Source organism: Massilia haematophila, assembly GCF_042647645.1.
GTDB classification, from domain to species: Bacteria; Pseudomonadota; Gammaproteobacteria; order Burkholderiales; family Burkholderiaceae_D; genus Telluria; species Telluria haematophila.
On the sequence record NZ_JBHRVV010000001.1, the window covers coordinates 5,108,445 to 5,125,597 of the forward strand.

At 63.5% G+C, this 17,153-nt stretch carries 14 protein-coding genes; 7 read left to right on the top strand and 7 right to left on the bottom strand.

Annotation, left to right across the window (positions count from 1 at the left end; translation table 11 throughout):
• Positions 1–625: 625 nt before the first annotated feature.
• The 4 genes from ACFOPH_RS22700 to ACFOPH_RS22715 all read right to left on the bottom strand — a co-directional run bounded on the left by ACFOPH_RS22700 (position 626) and on the right by ACFOPH_RS22715 (position 4,653).
• The gene (locus ACFOPH_RS22700) at positions 626–1,972 is read right to left on the bottom strand and encodes a type II toxin-antitoxin system HipA family toxin (protein ID WP_312551771.1); all 1,347 of its coding nucleotides are present in this window, start codon (positions 1,970–1,972) and stop codon (positions 626–628) included.
• Positions 1,973–1,974: 2 nt separating this feature from the next.
• Positions 1,975–2,238 (bottom strand): helix-turn-helix domain-containing protein, encoded by a 264-nt coding sequence (locus tag ACFOPH_RS22705; RefSeq protein WP_312551770.1) that lies wholly within the window; start codon positions 2,236–2,238, stop codon positions 1,975–1,977.
• 332 nt (positions 2,239–2,570) lie between these two features.
• Positions 2,571–3,721, bottom strand: a protein-coding gene (locus tag ACFOPH_RS22710; protein ID WP_379733106.1) for an IS3 family transposase whose coding sequence is annotated in 2 segments (ribosomal slippage) — positions 2,571–3,481 and positions 3,481–3,721 — 1,152 coding nt in all. Because the reading frame shifts where the segments join, the coding sequence is not laid out codon by codon here.
• Between the two features lie 302 nt (positions 3,722–4,023).
• Complete coding sequence (locus tag ACFOPH_RS22715; protein WP_312549722.1) at positions 4,024–4,653, bottom strand: DUF6624 domain-containing protein; 630 nt, start codon at positions 4,651–4,653, stop codon at positions 4,024–4,026.
• Between the two features lie 193 nt (positions 4,654–4,846).
• Here ACFOPH_RS22715 and polA point away from each other — a divergent pair, with 193 nt between their 5' ends.
• The 4 genes from polA (at position 4,847) to ACFOPH_RS22735 (ending at position 10,243) form a co-directional block, all read left to right on the top strand.
• Positions 4,847–7,585 (top strand): DNA polymerase I, encoded by a 2,739-nt coding sequence (gene polA / locus ACFOPH_RS22720; protein WP_312549721.1) that lies wholly within the window; start codon positions 4,847–4,849, stop codon positions 7,583–7,585.
• Positions 7,586–7,909: 324 nt separating this feature from the next.
• Complete coding sequence (locus ACFOPH_RS22725) at positions 7,910–8,794, top strand: dienelactone hydrolase family protein (protein ID WP_312549719.1); 885 nt, start codon at positions 7,910–7,912, stop codon at positions 8,792–8,794.
• Between the two features lie 122 nt (positions 8,795–8,916).
• Entirely contained in the window at positions 8,917–9,663 is a 747-nt protein-coding gene (locus ACFOPH_RS22730; protein ID WP_312549725.1) for a ZIP family metal transporter, read from the top strand.
• Positions 9,664–9,703: 40 nt separating this feature from the next.
• Complete coding sequence (locus ACFOPH_RS22735) at positions 9,704–10,243, top strand: putative glycolipid-binding domain-containing protein (protein ID WP_312549718.1); 540 nt, start codon at positions 9,704–9,706, stop codon at positions 10,241–10,243.
• A 435-nt stretch (positions 10,244–10,678) separates the two neighbouring features.
• On the opposite strand, the gene ACFOPH_RS22740 is transcribed toward ACFOPH_RS22735, so the two are convergent.
• From ACFOPH_RS22740 to ACFOPH_RS22750, 3 genes are read right to left on the bottom strand one after another with little or no spacing between them, the layout of a single operon-like run.
• Complete coding sequence (locus ACFOPH_RS22740) at positions 10,679–11,530, bottom strand: sulfurtransferase (protein ID WP_312549717.1); 852 nt, start codon at positions 11,528–11,530, stop codon at positions 10,679–10,681.
• Between the two features lie 7 nt (positions 11,531–11,537).
• Positions 11,538–12,461 carry a DMT family transporter gene (locus ACFOPH_RS22745; RefSeq protein ID WP_312549716.1) on the bottom strand — a complete coding sequence of 308 codons (924 nt, stop codon included), beginning with the start codon at positions 12,459–12,461 and terminating at the stop codon, positions 11,538–11,540.
• 28 nt (positions 12,462–12,489) lie between these two features.
• Positions 12,490–13,590, bottom strand: coding sequence for an aromatic ring-hydroxylating oxygenase subunit alpha (locus ACFOPH_RS22750; RefSeq protein WP_379737383.1), 1,101 nt, complete (start codon positions 13,588–13,590; stop codon positions 12,490–12,492).
• Positions 13,591–13,981: 391 nt separating this feature from the next.
• Here ACFOPH_RS22750 and ACFOPH_RS22755 point away from each other — a divergent pair, with 391 nt between their 5' ends.
• The 3 genes from ACFOPH_RS22755 to dxs are packed head-to-tail and all read left to right on the top strand — an operon-like array spanning position 13,982 to position 17,013.
• The gene (locus ACFOPH_RS22755; protein ID WP_312549714.1) at positions 13,982–14,239 is read left to right on the top strand and encodes an exodeoxyribonuclease VII small subunit; all 258 of its coding nucleotides are present in this window, start codon (positions 13,982–13,984) and stop codon (positions 14,237–14,239) included.
• On the top strand, positions 14,236–15,138 hold the full coding sequence (locus ACFOPH_RS22760) for a polyprenyl synthetase family protein (protein ID WP_312549713.1): 903 nt from the start codon (positions 14,236–14,238) through the stop codon (positions 15,136–15,138). The genes ACFOPH_RS22755 and ACFOPH_RS22760 overlap by 4 nt, the downstream gene beginning before the upstream one ends.
• The gene (gene dxs / locus ACFOPH_RS22765) at positions 15,139–17,013 is read left to right on the top strand and encodes a 1-deoxy-D-xylulose-5-phosphate synthase (RefSeq protein ID WP_379737386.1); all 1,875 of its coding nucleotides are present in this window, start codon (positions 15,139–15,141) and stop codon (positions 17,011–17,013) included.
• Positions 17,014–17,153: the final 140 nt, after the last annotated feature.

The following is a 17,153-nucleotide window of genomic DNA, read 5'->3' on the forward strand; positions in this document are numbered from 1 at the left end:
GCGCTACCCGCGCCGAGCCGGCGACGTTGAGGTCCACCGCCGCGCTTCTCATGCTTTCAACATTCGTGGCTGATGGTCCGCCTCTGGCCAGTTGCGGACCTATCTGAACGTCTGCAACTGGCCGAAAGCAGACCTATTTTAGCGTCCGCTTACGACCCGAAGCGGACCTACCGGGAATCAACTTCTTCAGCGCGAAACAGTAGAGAGAGCCCCGTGCCCAGTCCGATGAAGAAGACGCTCCCGTATATGTAGAATCTGATCCAAGAAACGGAATTTTCCGAGTCCGTTAAGGCGGCCGCTGCGCATAGGAGCGCAGGCGCGATCACATCCCATTTCCCGATCCTCTGCAATCGCGTTTGCAGAGGAATGGATGGCCGGCTCAACAGCAACATTGACAACCCTACGATGGTAAGGACGGCAGCGAAAAACCGCTCTGCAGGAGGAGCGAAATATGCAGCAACCGCCGCCACAGCAGCGATCGCAACCGTAAACAGAAGCCGCTTTCCGAATTCAGAGATCATATTTGCGTAAGTAAGGTTCGCTTCTGGCCGGTTGCAGACGTTTGCAACGGCTCAGTGTACGCCCTTGTTGCTCTGATGATAAGGACAGGGTTTGTTAGGCGTTTTTAGCTTGGCGGCATTGCTTCCAGCGCGTGCGCCGCGGCCAGCACGCCATCCAGAACCTTGTCCGCTACCGCGGCTGAGAAGCCGTCCGGAAGCTCACTGCGGACCTTCTCGACGACGTCCGGCGTGCGGGCGATAAATTCCTGGAGCAGCAGCTCCGCGTTAGCGCCGTAGCCAACCTTTCTCGCGGTGCTGTTGAAGTGCCGTCGTTGGATGTCGCGCGCCAGGTAGTGCCGGTTCTTGCCGAGGAGGGCCATCGCCATTTTGACTTCGTATTCCGACCACTGGTTCGGGCCTGGGCCCATGACGGGATAGGCCGACATCACATCATAGATGGGCGTCAGCCTGAAGCGCCCCGTGCCGGCCAGCAGCTGGATACTGAAGTTCTTGGCGTGGCCGTCCGGCGCGCGCATCATCCAGAACAGCAGCTGCGACGCCATCAGCGTGCGCATGTCCTCTTTGGCCTGCTGCGACTGTTGGACCAGGGTGAAAATTTGCTTCAGGCCCGGGCCGCCTTCATTCTCGTACTTCACCAGAGGCGACACGCCGGTGGCCTGGCAAAAGTCTTCCTGGACGAGCCGGAACAGTTGCTGACCATTGGCCGCACGCACCCGGTCGAAGCGCTCGACGACGAGGACACGCTGCTTGCCGAAGGTAGCAATCTCGGCGTTCGCCGTCGGCAGGCCGAATTCCTTGAACAGTCGCAGGCAGAGCCACTCGTTGTCGACCGAGGTCGAGAAGTCAGCTTTGCGGCCGCCCACCAGCCCGATTGGAAGCTTGAAGATGTGCGTCGTCGGCGTGGCGCCGCGCGGCTTCATCCATTTGCCGTCCCACCACAGGAACGCGTCCTTCTCTTGCGCGCCGGCCAGAGAAATCCGGAAGTCGTCGTCTGGGTCCTGGGGACCGCCGCGGTGGTCTGGGCTCACCACGTCCAGGAGGTGGCGCTCGATGGCTTCGTCATCGACGACAGTGCCGGCCACGTGGTCAAGGCCCTCCGGCTGGGCGCCATCCGGCAGCAGCTGCAGGGCGCCTACGCAGTCCCGGCCGATGGCGGCCAGCAGGTCGAACGCGTCGATGGAGCCCGTCTTGAACCGGGCCGCAACCCGTTTGCGAATCGAATCGCTGTCGGGCAGCAGGCCGTCGAAGTAGTGGGCAACCCGGGCTCCCTTCAGCGGCTCATTGTGCAGGTTGAAGGGTAACGACAGCGAGATAGGGCGGCCGCGCGGAGAGGCGCACCAGCCGGCATCGTACTGCAGCTCCGAGTTTCCGGCGGCGTTGACCGTCCAGCGGCCGACATACTCGCCGTTGGCCCAGAGATTGAGGGTTTGGCTGTGCGAGCGACGTCCCATGATTACCACTCTGCCGAGCTGCTGGCCGCCGACGTGTCTCTCTCTCCGAGTTTGAGCTCCAGCTCTAGTGCCGAACACCAGCTGAGCAGCTGCTTAACGCTGATTTCCTCGGGGTGATTCTCGAGGTGCGAGAGGCGGTTCTGGCTGACCCCGACATAGACTGCCAGCGCAGCTTGCGTGATTTTGTGCCGTTTGCGCGTGGTCTTGAGGAGCTGACCGAGGTGAGACGCCGTAGAGAGCGTAAAGTAGCCGGGCGCGAAGGACATAGACGAATATCCGCTATTCAGATACGTTGATTTTATCCGAGTAACAGATAAAGTCAATATATCCGAATATCAGATAAATGGTATTTAGCCGATATTCAGATAAATAGCAACGCTGGGCCAAGCGGTCGAGCCAGCATAGCAAGTTGTCGAGCTGCAAAGTTGTCGGACTGTCGCTACCGGCAGGAATCCACCCGAAGCAGCCATTCGCCCGCACAGCTCAATCACCAGTTAGATCAATGTAGTTAGCCTCACGTATGCTCGGGACGACATTGCGCTCTCGAAAATCGGCAGGCACATCGACCGCGCTCCACGAGTGAATCGCCACGAGTTTTCTAGACACTCGCGAGCCGCTGGAAATACTGCTTTTCATATTCGACCGGCGACAAGTCATTGCTGAAGCTGTGCCGGCGCTTTGGATTGTAAAACATCTCGATGTAATCGAAGACATCCTGCCTTGCCTCTTCCCGGGTGCCGTAAGTCTTGCGTCGGATTCGTTCCCGTTTTAAGAGCTGGAAAAAGCTCTCGGCGACGGCGTTATCGTGGCAGTTCCCGCGTCGGCTCATGCTTTGCTGCAGATTGTGCTGGTCCAGGAAGTCGCGCCAGTCATAGCTGCTGAACTGACTGCCCTGATCGGAATGCACCATCACTGTATTCTTGGGCTGCCGCCTCCAGACGGCCATCAAGAGCGCATTCATCGCCAGCTCGCGATCGATTCGAGAACTCATCGACCAGCCAACCACCTGGCGCGAAAACAGGTCCAGTACGACAGCCAGATAGAGCCAGCCTTCGTAAGTGCGGATGTACGTAATGTCCGTCACCCAGACCCGATTCGGTTCCTGCACGTCGAACTGGCGCTGTAGATGGTTAGGTGCTACCAGCGAAGGGGCGCCGCCGCGTTTGTATTTCCGTTTGGCGTAGCCTGTTTGCGAACGAATCCCGGCCGACCTCATCAGACGGTGGACGCGATTGATACCGCATTGTTCACCGAGCTCGCGCAAATCGTCGCTGACTTTACGGTAACCGTACACGCTGCCGCTTTCCAGCCACGATTCCTTGATAGGAACCAGAAGGCGCTTGTCTTCCCTGGTGCGCTTACTTTCAGGGTTCAGGCGCCAGGCATAGAAGCCGCTCGGATGCACCTCGAGCACCTTGCACAGCCGGCGCACTGGAAATTGGTCCTGTAACTGAGCAATTAAGGTGTACCTTACCCGGACGTCTTGGCAAAGTACACCGCGGCCTTTTTCAATATGTCACGCTCCTCCGTGACGCGCTTGAGCTCGGCCTTCAGGCGCCGCATCTCCTCGGACTGGGCATCGACAGCCTTGCGCTCTGCCTCAGGCACGCCGTAACGCTTCGTCCAGGCGTACAGGCTATGGATACTTACCCCAAGTCGGGCCGCTACTTCGCTTGCTGGGTGACCGCCCTGCGCCACCTGCTTGGCCGCTGCAATCTTGAATTCCTCTGTGTACCGCTTACCGCTCATATCTTCTCCTTGTGCCCGACATTATGGCTCAGGAGTGTCTACGTTAGTCGTGGCGATTCACAGTCAAGAAGTAGCCCGACCCCGTGTACTCGTATTCTGCACTACCAGTGAAAGATGACAAACCATCCAACTGGTTTTTGTTGAGTGCCGAGTTCGCCAGCAACCGGATGACGTCAATTTCGAAGTCGCGTAGTGTGTGCATTGGGATTCCTGACGTACGTACTAGATCGCACGTTGATGCTTATCGACCGCTCCTGGCCGATTGCAGACCGCCTGTAGCGTCTGGTTCCGACCCGAAGCAGTCACTGAGTTTTCCGCTCGATAGCAGAATTTGCACAATTAGGTGGGATAAACCGCCGGCGCCCCTCGGCCTCATATTCCTCAAGGCTTTGCAGGCCAATAGCCAAACGTCGACGATTTACCAGCTGTCGATCATCGACCGGCTCAAGTACCAAATGGCAGCGATCCGTTTGCGAAAACTGGGTTCCATATTCTTGTGGACGACCCTCATTGGCAGCGATGCGGTCAGCAAGATAGGCAAGATCTTGCGGCGCCGCGATACCGGCTTTGACAGAGACTTCAAGAAGTCCTTTTGCGAGGCGTTGGAATGCAATGTCGCTGTCGGCATGCTGAGCCAACAACCACGCACTATGGCTGTCTTTGCTTGTTTTAGGCCAGCCGCAGGCTGTAACGATTTTTTTGAGCTGCGTCAGATTCTCATTATCGACAGTGCGCCATCGCTGTTGTAAAGCATCTCTCTGGGCAGCAGTCGTTTTGACGTCTTGCTCAAGCAAGTTCCACTCTTGTCGGACTTGTTGGTCCGCACTGGCCAGCTCGTTTAGACGGGCGCCAACACTCGTACAGTCGGTTTGCTGAGCCGCTGCGCTCAAGGAAAGAGCAAACAAGGCGCAAAAGACTAATTGTTTCTTCACCAACATCCTTCCACTATCCCTAAGTTGATGTCCGCTCTTGGCCGATTGCAGACATTGTGCAAGGCCCAGTCTACGCACTTTATTGCTCTTATGGCAAGTTCAACTTCCCTCAGCCGCCCTTGGTCCAGCCCGGATTCTGCGATAATGCCTGTCACTTTCGGCCACCCGGCCAGCTCCACTATTCATTCCCACTATGCAAAATACCCTGCTGCTCGTTGACGGCTCCAGTTACCTCTACCGCGCCTACCACGCGCTGCCCGACCTGCGCAGCCCCGACGGCTTCCCGACCGGGGCGATGCACGGCATGGTCAACATGCTGCGCCGCCTGCGCGCCGACTATCCGGCTGCCTACATCGCCTGCGTATTCGACGCCAAAGGCAAGACCTTCCGCGACGACATGTATCCCGAGTACAAGGCGACGCGCGCGTCGATGCCGGAAGACCTGGGCAAGCAGATCGGCCCGATCCACGAGGCGGTGCGCCACCTGGGCTGGCCGATCCTGATGGTCGAGGGCGTGGAGGCGGACGACGTGATCGGCACCCTGGCGGTGCAGGCCGCAGCGAAGGGCATGAACACCATCGTCTCGACCGGCGACAAGGACCTGGCCCAGCTGGTGAACGACAAGGTCACCCTGATCAACACGATGAGCAACGAGAAGCTCGACGAAGCCGGCGTGCTGGCCAAGTTCGGCGTGGCGCCGAACCGCATCATCGATTACCTGACCCTGATCGGCGACACCGTCGACAACGTGCCGGGCGTGAGCAAGTGCGGCCCGAAGACGGCCCTGAAATGGCTGACCCTGCATGGCTCGCTCGACGGCGTGATGGAAAACGCCCACAGCATTGGCGGCGCGGTCGGCGAGAACCTGCGCTCGGCGCTGGAGTGGCTGCCCAAGGGCCGCGAACTGATCACCGTCAAAACGGACTGCGACCTGGTGAACCACGTGGTGTCGATCGAGGAAAGCCTGGTCGGCCGGCCCGAAGACAAGGACGCGCTGCGGGAGTTCTTCCAGCGCTATGGCTTCAAGACCATGCTGCGCGAACTGTCGCAAGGTCCTGGCGTGGGCGCACCGGCGCTGAACTCCCCGGAAGGCGCGCAGGACACGCTGCCCGGCATGCCCATCATCAAGGGTGACTACGAACTGGTCACGACCTGGGAGCAGCTGGATAAATGGCTGGCCCTGGCCGACGCCGCCGAACTGACCTCGGTCGACACCGAGACCACCTCGCTCGACCCGATGACGGCGCAGATGGTGGGCATTTCGCTGTCGGTGGAAGCGGGCAAGGGCGCCTACATCCCGGTGGCGCACCGCTACGCCGGCGTGCCGGAGCAATTGCCGCGCGAAGAAGTGCTGGAGCGCATGCGCGGCTGGCTGGAGAATCCGGACAAGCCCAAGCTCGGCCAGAACCTGAAGTACGACATGCACATCTTTAACAACCATGGCGTGACGCTGAAAGGCATCGTGCACGACACGCTGCTGCAGTCCTACGTGTTCGAATCGCACAAGCCGCACGACATGGACACGATGGCGATGCGCCATCTCGGCTACACCACGATTCCCTTCGTGGACGTCTGCGGCAAGGGCGCCAACATGATCTGCTTCGACCAGGTCGAGCTGGAGCGCGCCAAGGAATACGCGGCCGAGGATTCCGACATCACGCTGCGCCTGCACCAGACCATGCTGCCGCACGTGGAAAAGGATGCGGGCCTGACCTTCATCTACAAGAACATCGAGCTGCCGACCCAGATCGTGCTGCAGAAGATCGAACGCAACGGCGTGCTGATCGACACCGCGAAGCTCGATGCGCAGTCGCGCGAGATCGGTGCGCGCCTCATGGAGCTGGAGCAGCAGGCGTATGAACTGGCCGGCGGCCAGTTCAACCTGGGTTCGCCCAAGCAGATCGGCGAGATCTTCTTCGGCAAACTGCAGCTCCCGGTGATCAAGAAGACCGCCACCGGCGCGCCCTCGACCGACGAAGAGGTGCTGCAGAAGCTGGCCGAGGACTTCCCGCTGCCGAAGGTCCTGCTCGAACACCGCGGCCTGGCCAAGCTGAAGTCGACCTATACCGACAAGCTCCCTAAAATGGTCAACCAGGACACCGGCCGCGTGCACACCAACTACGCGCAGGCCGTGGCGATCACCGGCCGCCTGGCCTCGAACGATCCGAACCTGCAGAACATCCCCGTGAGGACAAGCGAAGGCCGCCGCATCCGCGAAGCCTTCGTCGCGCCGCCGGGCAGCGTGATCGTCTCGGCCGACTACTCGCAGATCGAGCTGCGCATCATGGCCCACATCTCGGGCGACGAGGCGATGCTGAAGGCCTTCGCGGAAGGCGAGGACATCCACCGCGCCACCGCCGCCGAGATCTTCGGCATCGCGCCGGACGAGGTGCAGTCCGAGCAGCGCCGCTACGCCAAGGTCATCAACTTCGGCCTGATCTACGGCATGAGCGCCTTCGGCCTGGCCCAGAACCTGCAGATCGAACGCGCGGCGGCTGCCAACTACATCGAGCGCTACTTCGCGCGCTTCTCGGGCGTGAAGCAGTACATGGATGAGACGCGCATGGCGGCGAAAGCGCGCGGCTTTGTGGAGACCGTGTTCGGCCGCCGCTTGTGGCTGCCCGAGATCAATTCCGGCAACGGCCCGCGCCGCGCCGGCGCCGAACGCGCGGCGATCAACGCGCCGATGCAGGGCACCGCGGCCGACCTGATCAAGCTGGCGATGATCGCGGTGCAGGGCTGGCTCGAAGCCGAAAAGCTCGGCACGCGGATGGTCATGCAGGTGCACGACGAACTGGTGCTCGAAGTGCCGGAAGGCGAGCTGGAACTGGTCAAGCAGAAGCTGCCGGAACTGATGGCGGGCGTGGCCCAGCTGAAGGTGCCGCTGGTGGCCGAGACCGGCGTTGGCAGCAACTGGGAAGAAGCGCACTGACGCTTCTGCATCGGGGCAGGGCGGTTCGTTCGCGGCCGCCCGGCCTGTGCGTATCACCGCGTGGGCAGCGTGCGCGGTGCGGCAACTCATGTCGTTCGGTGGAGCTGCCCACCCTACGCTGGGCCGGCCGCGGACCGTAGGGTGGGCAGCTTCACCGCGAACGAAGCACAGCCGCACCGTCGGCGCTGCCCACGCGGCGATACGCGCCCCCGAACTACCCGCGCCCGCACTGCACCCATGAATACGCGCGCGTACAGCATGCGCCATCCGTTCATACCGCTGGTAAGATAGTCAACCTTACAACCAGCGACCGGAGGGATGCACATGAAGGATCTCGTACAAGACGGCGACAGCCTCGTTGCCAGCACGGCGTTCGAAGACGGCGTCGATCGCCGCGTGTTCTTGAAAGCGGCGGTCGGCAGCGGCTTCGCGGCCGCGACCCTGCCGGTCGTGGCGCAGTCGCTGATCCAGACCGACACCGCCGGCCTCTCCGCCGGCGACCACATCATCGTCATCGACGGCCAGGACGTGCCGGTCTACCGCGCCCAGCCCGAGGGCCGGACCAACCTGCCCGTGATCCTGGTGATCTCCGAGATCTTCGGCGTGCACGAACACATCAAGGACGTGGCGCGCCGCTTCGCCAAGGCCGGCTACCTGGCCATCGCGCCGGACCTGTTCGTGCGCCAGGGCGACGCCACCAAGGTCAGCAACATCGCCGACCTGATGAAGGACATCGTCTCGAAGACCCCGGATGCCCAGGTCATGTCCGACCTCGACACCGTCGTCACCTGGGCCAAGCAGCGCGGCGGCGACATCGAGCGGCTCGGCATCACCGGTTTCTGCTGGGGCGGCCGCATCACCTGGCTGTATGCTGCGCACAATCCGAAGGTCAAGGCCGGTGTGGCCTGGTACGGCCGCCTGACGGGCGACGCGACGCCGAACTCGCCCAAGCACCCGGTCGACGTGGCCCAGGGCCTGAAGGTGCCGGTGCTCGGCCTGTACGGCGCCAAGGACACCGGCATTCCGCTGGCCTCGGTCGAGCGCATGAAGGAGCAGCTCGGGAAGGGCAACAGCCGCTCGGAGTTCGTGGTCTACCCAAACTCCGGCCACGCCTTCCATGCGGACTACCGCCCGAGCTACAACGAAGCCGATGCGAAGGATGGCTGGAAGCGCGCGCTCAACTGGTTCGCGAAGCACGGCGTCGCCTGAGCCGAGCGTAAGCACGAGCGCCGCCGCACGTTTGGCAGCCGGGAAAGGTACAATGCCCGGCTTGCCAAGCGCAGCACGTCCAGAACAAGAGGCTTCAAATCGACCCGATCCTAATCTCCATCCTGCTGGCGACCCTCGTCGCCGGCGTCGTCAGCATCTCGGCCGCGGCATTATTCTCGTTCACGCTGCTCTCCAAAATGGTGGAGCGGCTGGTGAGCCTGTCCGTCGGCATCATGCTGTCGACGTCGCTGCTGCACGCGCTGCCCGAGGCCTTCGATTCCGGGGCGAGTCCGCAGAAGCTGTTTGCGACCCTGCTGGCCGGCCTGCTGACCTTCTTCCTGCTCGAGAAAGTGGCGCTGCTGCGCCACTCGCACCACCACGAGGGCGACGGCCACCACCATGCCCATGGCCATGACAAGCACGCGGCCGGCAAGTCGGGCTGGATGATCCTGATCGGCGACGGCATGCACAACTTCACCGACGGCATCCTGATCGCGGCGGCCTTCCTGGCCAACCCCGAGCTGGGCATCGTCACCGCGCTGGCGATCGTCGCGCACGAGATCCCGACCGAGATCGGCGACTTCATCGTGCTGCTCAACGCCGGCTTCTCGCGCCTGCGCGCCTACATCTTCAACCTGCTGTGCAGCCTGCTGGCGGTGGCGGGCGGCCTGCTCGGCTACTTCACCCTCGACCGCGCCAGCGGCCTGATTCCCTACGTGCTGGTGTTCGCCTCCTCGGGCTTCATCTACATCGCGGTGAGCGACCTGATGCCACAGATGCAGCGCCGCGCGACGGTCAAGGAATCGATCCCGCAGGTGCTGCTGATCTCCCTTGGCGTGATCATCGTCCTGTTCCTGACCGGACGCTGATGTTTCAGAGTGGGCCGCTCATATCGGCAAGGAGGCTGTCATGAAAAGCTATCGCTGGATACCGGAAGACGATCCGGGTATGGAGCACCTGGCGCTGCGCCAGGAAGACGACATGATCATCGCCCAGGGCGTGGTGATCGGCGGCCGCTTCGGCGCCGACTACGGCGCCAGCTATACCATTCGTTGCGACGCCGCCTGGCGCGTGCGCCATGCCCGCGTCGAGGTGGCCGGTGGAGGTGTGCTGGAATTGTTCGCCGACGGGCAGGGCGCCTGGCAGGGCGTTGACGGCGCGCCCATCGCGGAGCTGGCCGGCTGCATCGATATCGATCTCACCGCCAGCTGTTTCACGAACACCTTGCCGATCCGGCGCCTCGGCAAGGCGCTGGACGAACGCCAGGCAATCGATGTCGCCTATGTGCGTATTCCCGACCTGACGGTGGAAAAGGCGGAGCAGGCTTACAGCCGGCTTGGCGCGAACCGGTACCGCTACGAAGGCGTTGCGAACGGTTTCCAGGCCGAGCTGGAAGTCGATGAGGATGGGCTCGTGGTGCGTTATCCCGGCTTGTTCCGCCGCACCTGAATCCGGCGCGCCCGGTTTCCCGAATTGTTTGGTAGGGTGGGCACTTGTGCCCACGCGGTACGACGTTCGATTGGTCGAAACCTGTCCGTCGCTGCGCGGGTGCGGGTTGCAAGCGTACGACCGCCTGGGCTCGAGAGCCCACCCTACGGAGTATGACCTGTGATCGGGGGTGTAGGGTGGGGACTTGTCCCCACGCGGTACGACGCTCGATTAGTCGAAATCTGGCCGGTCGCTGCGCGGGGACGGTAGGGTTTGCAAGAATACGACCGCGTGGGCTCAAGAGCCCACCCTACGGAGTACGACCTGTGATCGGGGTTGTAGGGTGGGGACTTGTCCCCACGCGCTACGACGCTCGATTAGTCGAAATCTGGCCGGTCGCTGCGCGGGGAGGGTGGGGTATGCAAGAGTACGACCGCGTGGGCTCGAGAGCCCACCCTACGAACCCGTCGCCACCGGCCGCGCCGGATCGGCACTCCACTCGCTCCACGACCCCGGATACAGCGCCGCGCCCGGCATGCCCGCCACTTCCAGCGCCAGCAGGTTGTGGCAAGCCGTGACGCCCGACCCGCACTGCATGATCGCGTCCTGCGGGTCGCCAATCAGCGCCCCGAATTCCTCGCGCAGCTGCGCGGGCGCCTTGAAGCGGCCGTCGCCCTGCAGGTTGTCCTTGAAGAAGCGGTTCTTCGCGCCGGGGATGTGGCCGCCGACCGGGTCGACCGTCTCGTTCTCGCCGCGGAAGCGGTCGGCCGCGCGCGCGTCGACCACGGTGCGCTTCGCGCTCTCGATGTTCTCCAGCACCTCGGCCACCGTCACCGTCGGCACGAAGGGCGCGCGCGCCTCGATCGTGCCGCGCGGCCTGGCAACGACGTCGGTGACCACGGGCTGGCCCAGCGCCTGCCAGGCCGGCAGGCCGCCGTCGAGCACGGCCGAGGCTTCGTGGCCGAGCCAGCGCAGCAGCCACCACAGGCGCGCGGCATACATGCCGCCGTGGGCGTCGTAGGCCACCACCTGGGTGCGGTCGTTCACGCCCCAGGCCCGCAGGGTCTCGACCAGCGCCTCCTTGTCCGGCAGCGGGTGGCGGCCGCGGAACACGCCGTCCGCGCCGCGTTTGGCGCCCGATAGGTCGGTTTCCATGTCGGCGAACACGGCGCCCGGCAGGTGGCCGGCGGCATAGGCTTCGCGCCCGAAGGCGAGATTCACGAGGTCGTGCCGGCAGTCGACCACGACCCAGTCCGGGTGGTCGATGCTGGCGGCAAGGTCGGCGGCGGAGATCAGGGTCGTGTACATGGCGTCCTCACAGTTCGCTGGCGATGGGGTCGGTCTTTTCGGTGACGGCGCCGCGCGCCGTGCTCCTCGTATTGTAGAACGTCGCCGCGATGCCCGATGCCAGGATCACACCGACGCCGAGCCAGACGTGCCAGTCGAAGCGGTCGCCCCAGAGCAGCAGGCCCCACAGGCTGGAGAACACGATGCCGGTGTACTGCAGGTTGGCCACCACCAGCACCTTGCCGACGCGGTAGGCGCGCGTCATCGCCATCTGCGCCATCAGGGCGGCGAAGCCGATCCCGAGCAGCAGCAGGCCGCCGTAGAGCGTATGGCCGTGGAAGGGGAAGCCGCTTTCCGCACCGTCGCCACCGATCACGCCCGCCATGCCGGCCAGGGCGGTCGTCAGCGAAAAATAGAACACCACGCGGTATTCGGGCTCGCCCATCTGGCCGAGTTTGCGCACCTGCATGTAGGCCATCGCCGAGATCACCGACGAGCACACGCCGGCCAGGCCGCCCAGCCACTGGTTCGATGCGATCGCCGGCTGCAGCACCAGGGTGACGCCGAAGAAGCTGGCGCCGACCGCCAGCACCAGCGGCCACTCGGCGTGCTTGGTTTTCGTCCACCAGCCGAGCAGGAACATCCAGGCCGCGATCCAGATCGGCGCCATGTAGTTCAGGGTCATGGCGGTGGCCAGCGGCAGTTTCGAGATGGCGAAGAACCACAGCCACAGCGAGGTGACGCCGACGGCGCTCCTCCACAGGTGGGCTTTCGGGAAGGGCGTGCGGAAGGTGCCGCCCTGCTGGCGCACGATGGCCAGCAGGATGACCGAGCCGATGAGGCCACGGTAGAAGAGGAGTTCGGAGGTGGTATAGAACTCGGAAGCCAGCTTCACGCCCGCGCCCATGGCGGCAAACGCGAAGCTGGCGAACAGCATCCAGAGTGAAGGCATCAAATTCCTGCGTTGTTACAGCGGACCGTTACAGCTCGATCTTGCTGCGATACCACTCGTGGAAGTGCTGCATCCCGTCTTCCATCGGCGACTGGTAGGGGCCCACCTCGTTGACGCCGCGGTCCAGCAAAATCTTGCGGCCGGCATCCATGCGCTGGGCGATTTCGTCGTCCTCGACGCAGGTTTCCATGTAGGCGGCGCGCTCGGCCTCGACCAGCTCGCGCTCGAACAGGGCGATCTCTTCCGGGTAGTAGAACTCGACCACGTTGCGCGTCTTCTGAGGACCCAGCGGTAACAGGGTCGACACGACCAGCACGTTCGGATACCACTCGACCATGATGTTCGGGTAGAGCGTGAGCCAGATCGCGCCGTGCTTCGGCTCCTTGCCGCCGTTGAACTTCAGGACCGCTTCCTGCCACTTTTTATAAGCGGGCGAGCCGGCCTTCTGCAGGCCGCGGTTCACGCCGACGGTCTGCACGCTGTAGTCGCGGCCGAATTCCCACTTCAGGTCGTCGCAGGTGACGAAGTTGCCCAGGCCTGGATGGAAGGGCTCGACGTGGTAGTCCTCGAGGTAGACCTCGATGAAGGTCTTCCAGTTGTAGTCGCAGTCGTGGATCTCGACGTGGTCGAACAGGTAGCCCGAGAAATCCAGGTCCTTGGTGACCGAGAGTTCCTTGAGCTTTTCCATGACGTTGTAGCCGTTCTGCTCGAACAGCAGGCCGTTCCAGCTTTGCAGCGGCGACTTCGACAGGTTCAGGCAGGGCGTTTCCGCAAAATGCGGCGCGCCGATCAGTTCGCCCTTCAGGTCGTAGGTCCAGCGGTGCAGCGGGCAGACGATGTTCTTGGCGTTGCCGCGGCCATTGAACATCAGCGCCTGGCGGTGACGGCAGACGTTGGACAGCACCTCGATGCCATTGGCATTGCGCACCAGCATGCGGCCTTCGTTTTCCGATGCCAGCGTGGCAAAGTCGCCCACCTCCGGCACCATCAGCTCATGACCGACGTAGCGTGGCCCCTTCTGGAACAATTGCTGGATCTCACGCTGCAGCAGCGCATTGTCAAAATAAACATTTACCGGAAGCTGAGCGCACGAGCGCGCCAGCTTGGCGTGGGTAGCCAGATCGGACATCCCAACCCCCCTTTTATAAAAGCACCGAGCCGAGGGACCTCGAAAATCGCTTTTCGAGGACCCCAAAGAAGAGAAAGAATCCAAAGACCAGTATTTTGGATTTGGAAATACGGTATTTCGGACAGAACCGGAGATTATACCGTGTAACGAGCTCTACAGTCTCGGACCGGCGCGCGGCTGTGGCGCACAGAGGCAAAGAAATTGCCGGAATGGCATGGTTTTCATGGCGTTGAAGGCGCTTGCGCTAAAATATGAGCTTCCTGTCAAGATACTCAGCATCTGCGCGACCACCCCAAGGGTAAGGATTGTTCTAAAATACGCGATTAGACTCCCCCATGGCGCACAGGTTGCGTCATTCTCTGGGGTCGCTGCCCCAACACAACAAGTAACTATGGCAAACAATTCAAACGCGCAAGCGACTGCGCCGGCGTCCTTCGAGGCGGCCATGGCCGAACTGGCCCAGCTCGTCTCCCAGATGGAGGCGGGCCAACTGCCGCTGGAAGCCTCGGTCGCCGCCTATGCGCGCGGTTCCGAGCTGGTGAAGTATTGCGCCGCCCAGCTCGACAAAGTCGAGTCCCAGGTGAAAGTACTCGAAGGCGACATGCTCAAGCCCTTCAGCGCCGACGGCGCGGGCGAGGGCGGCCAATGAGCGCCGTGTCCTCCGTTTCATTTAGCGACTGGATGGCGGGCGTCCAGGCCGAGGTCGAAACCGCGCTGTCCGACTTCCTGCCGGCCGCCGGCGCGGAACCTGCCAAGCTGCACGACGCCATGCGCTACACGACGCTGGGCGGCGGCAAGCGCGTGCGTCCGCTGCTGGTGTACGCCAGCGGCGACCTGTTCGGGGCCGACCCGGCTGCGCTGGCGCGCGCCGCCTGCGCGCTCGAGATGATCCACGTGTATTCGCTGGTGCACGACGACATGCCCTGCATGGACGACGACGCCCTGCGCCGCGGCAAGCCGACCGTGCACGTGGCCTATGACGAAGCCACCGCGCTGCTGGTCGGCGACACGCTGCAGGCGCGCGCCTTCGAAACCCTGGCCGGCGCCGACACGCTGCCGCCGGCAAGGCTGGTCGGCATGCTGCGCCTGCTGGCCGAGGCGGCCGGCTCAAGCGGCATGTGCGGCGGCCAGGCCATCGACCTCGACAGCGTGGGCCTGGCACTCAACCTGGAGCAGCTCGAGCGCATGCACCAGCTCAAGACCGGCGCGCTGCTGCGCGCCTCGGTCCTGCTGGGCGCGCTGTGCGGCAAGGACCTGAACGCCGACGAACTCGGCGCCCTGCAAGCCTACTCGAAGGCGGTGGGGCTGGCCTTCCAGGTCGTCGACGACATCCTGGACGCCACCGCGGATTCGGCCACGCTCGGCAAGACGGCCGGCAAGGATGCCGCCGACAACAAGCCGACCTATGTGTCGATCCTCGGCCTGGCGCCTTCGCAGGCGCTGGCCGAACAATTGCGGCGCGAGGCGCACGATGCGCTGGCGCCATTTGGAGAACAAGCACTGCGGCTGCGCGAACTCGCGGACCTGATCGTGCAGCGGAAGGCCTAAATGAACCTGTTAGACAACATCAATGACCCGTCCGACCTGCGCAAGCTGCCGCGCACCCAGCTCACGCCGCTCGCGCACGAATTGCGCCAGTACCTGCTCGAGTCGGTCGCCAAGACGGGCGGACACCTGTCCTCGAACCTCGGCACCGTCGAGCTGACCATCGCGCTGCACTACGTGTTCGACACCCCGCACGACCGCATCGTGTGGGACGTCGGCCACCAGACCTATTCGCACAAGATCCTGACCGGCCGCCGCGAGCGCATGCCGACCCTGCGCCAGCTGAACGGCCTGTCGGGCTTCCCGAAGCGCGACGAAAGCATCTACGACACCTTCGGCACCGCCCACTCGTCGACCTCGATCTCGGCCGCCCTGGGCATGGCCGCGGCCGCCAAGCTGAAGGGCGAGCACCGCCACGCGATCGCCGTCATCGGCGACGGCTCGATGACCGCGGGCATGGCCTTCGAGGCCCTGAACAATGCCGGCGTCGAGGAAGACTGCAACCTGCTGGTGATCCTGAACGACAACGACATGTCGATCTCGCCGCCGGTGGGCGCCCTGAACCGCTACCTGGCGCGTTTGATGAGCGGCCAGTTCTACGCCGCGGCGAAGAACGTCGGCAAGACCGTGCTGCCGGCTCCCCTGCGCGAGCTGGCCAGCCGCCTGGAAGAACACGCGAAGGGCATGGTGGTCCCGGCCACGATGTTCGAGGAATTCGGCTTCAACTACATCGGCCCGATCGACGGCCATGACCTCGACTCGCTGATCCCGACGCTGGAAAACATCAAGAAGCTCAAGGGTCCGCAATTCCTGCACGTGGTGACCAAGAAGGGCCAGGGCTACAAGCTGGCCGAGGCCGAGCCGATCCTGTACCACGGCACCGGCAAGTTCAATCCGCTCGAAGGCATCAAGCCGGCGACCGCGCCGGCCAAGATCACCTACACCGAGGTGTTCGGCAACTGGCTGTGCGACATGGCGGCCGTCGACAGCCGCCTGGTCGGCATCACGCCGGCGATGCGCGAGGGCTCGGGCATGGTGCGCTTCCACGCCCAGTACCCGGAGCGCTATTTCGACGTCGGCATCGCCGAGCAGCACTCGGTGACCTTCGGCGCGGGCCTGGCGACCGAGGGCATGAAGCCGGTGGTGGCGATCTACTCTACTTTTCTCCAGCGCGCCTACGACCAGCTGATCCACGACGTGGCGCTGCAGAACCTGGACGTGACCTTCGCGCTGGACCGGGCCGGCCTGGTCGGCGCCGATGGCGCGACCCACGCCGGCAACTACGACCTGGCCTACCTGCGCTGCATCCCGAACATGGTCGTCATGGCCGCGTCCGACGAGAACGAGTGCCGGCAGATGCTGACCACGGCCTACCACTACCCGGGCCCGGCCGCAGTGCGCTATCCGCGCGGCGCCGGCGTCGGCGCCGCGATTTCTGAGGAGCTGACCAGCATCGAGATCGGCAAGGGCGAGATCAAGCGCCAGGGCGAGAAGGTCGCGATCCTGGCCTTCGGCTCGATGGTCGCTCCGAGCCTCGGTGCCGGTGCCGACCTGAACGCCACGGTCGCCAACATGCGCTTCGTGAAGCCGCTCGACGTCGAGCTGGTCAAGCAGCTGGCCGCCGAGCACGACTACCTGGTGACGGTGGAAGAGGGCGCCATGATGGGCGGCGCCGGCGCGGCCGTGGCCGAAGCGATGGCGGCAGCCGGCATCGTCAAGCCGCTGCTGATCCTCGGCCTGCCCGACAAGTTCATCGACCAGGGCGACCCGGCGGCGCTGCTGGCGTCGGTCGGCCTGGATGCGAAAGGCATCGCGGCCTCGATCCGCACGCGCTTCGGCATCGCGGACGAACCGCGGCTGGCGGTGGTCAAGAACTGAGCTGTTCGAGCTCCATAAGAAGCGGCGCCTCGTGCGCCGCTTTTTTTTTCGTCCATGGTGCGGTATGCAGCGGTGTGATCGCGTGGGTTCAAGAACCCACCCTACCAAACCGAAGTTACGTACTTCGGCAAGGGCGTAGG

Excerpts from the sequence above, each read along its gene's own strand:
- ACFOPH_RS22760 (WP_312549713.1), top strand. The coding sequence starts at position 14,236 with ATGAGCGCCGTGTCCTCCGTTTCATTTAGCGACTGGATGGCGGGCGTC.
- ACFOPH_RS22735 (WP_312549718.1), top strand. The coding sequence starts at position 9,704 with ATGAAAAGCTATCGCTGGATACCGGAAGACGATCCGGGTATGGAGCAC.
- ACFOPH_RS22740 (WP_312549717.1), bottom strand. The coding sequence starts at position 11,530 with ATGTACACGACCCTGATCTCCGCCGCCGACCTTGCCGCCAGCATCGAC.
- dxs (WP_379737386.1), top strand. The coding sequence starts at position 15,139 with ATGAACCTGTTAGACAACATCAATGACCCGTCCGACCTGCGCAAGCTG.
- ACFOPH_RS22755 (WP_312549714.1), top strand. The coding sequence starts at position 13,982 with ATGGCAAACAATTCAAACGCGCAAGCGACTGCGCCGGCGTCCTTCGAG.
- ACFOPH_RS22700 (WP_312551771.1), bottom strand. The coding sequence starts at position 1,972 with ATGGGACGTCGCTCGCACAGCCAAACCCTCAATCTCTGGGCCAACGGC.
- ACFOPH_RS22750 (WP_379737383.1), bottom strand. The coding sequence starts at position 13,590 with ATGTCCGATCTGGCTACCCACGCCAAGCTGGCGCGCTCGTGCGCTCAG.
- polA (WP_312549721.1), top strand. The coding sequence starts at position 4,847 with ATGCAAAATACCCTGCTGCTCGTTGACGGCTCCAGTTACCTCTACCGC.
- ACFOPH_RS22725 (WP_312549719.1), top strand. The coding sequence starts at position 7,910 with ATGAAGGATCTCGTACAAGACGGCGACAGCCTCGTTGCCAGCACGGCG.
- ACFOPH_RS22705 (WP_312551770.1), bottom strand. The coding sequence starts at position 2,238 with ATGTCCTTCGCGCCCGGCTACTTTACGCTCTCTACGGCGTCTCACCTC.
- ACFOPH_RS22745 (WP_312549716.1), bottom strand. The coding sequence starts at position 12,461 with ATGCCTTCACTCTGGATGCTGTTCGCCAGCTTCGCGTTTGCCGCCATG.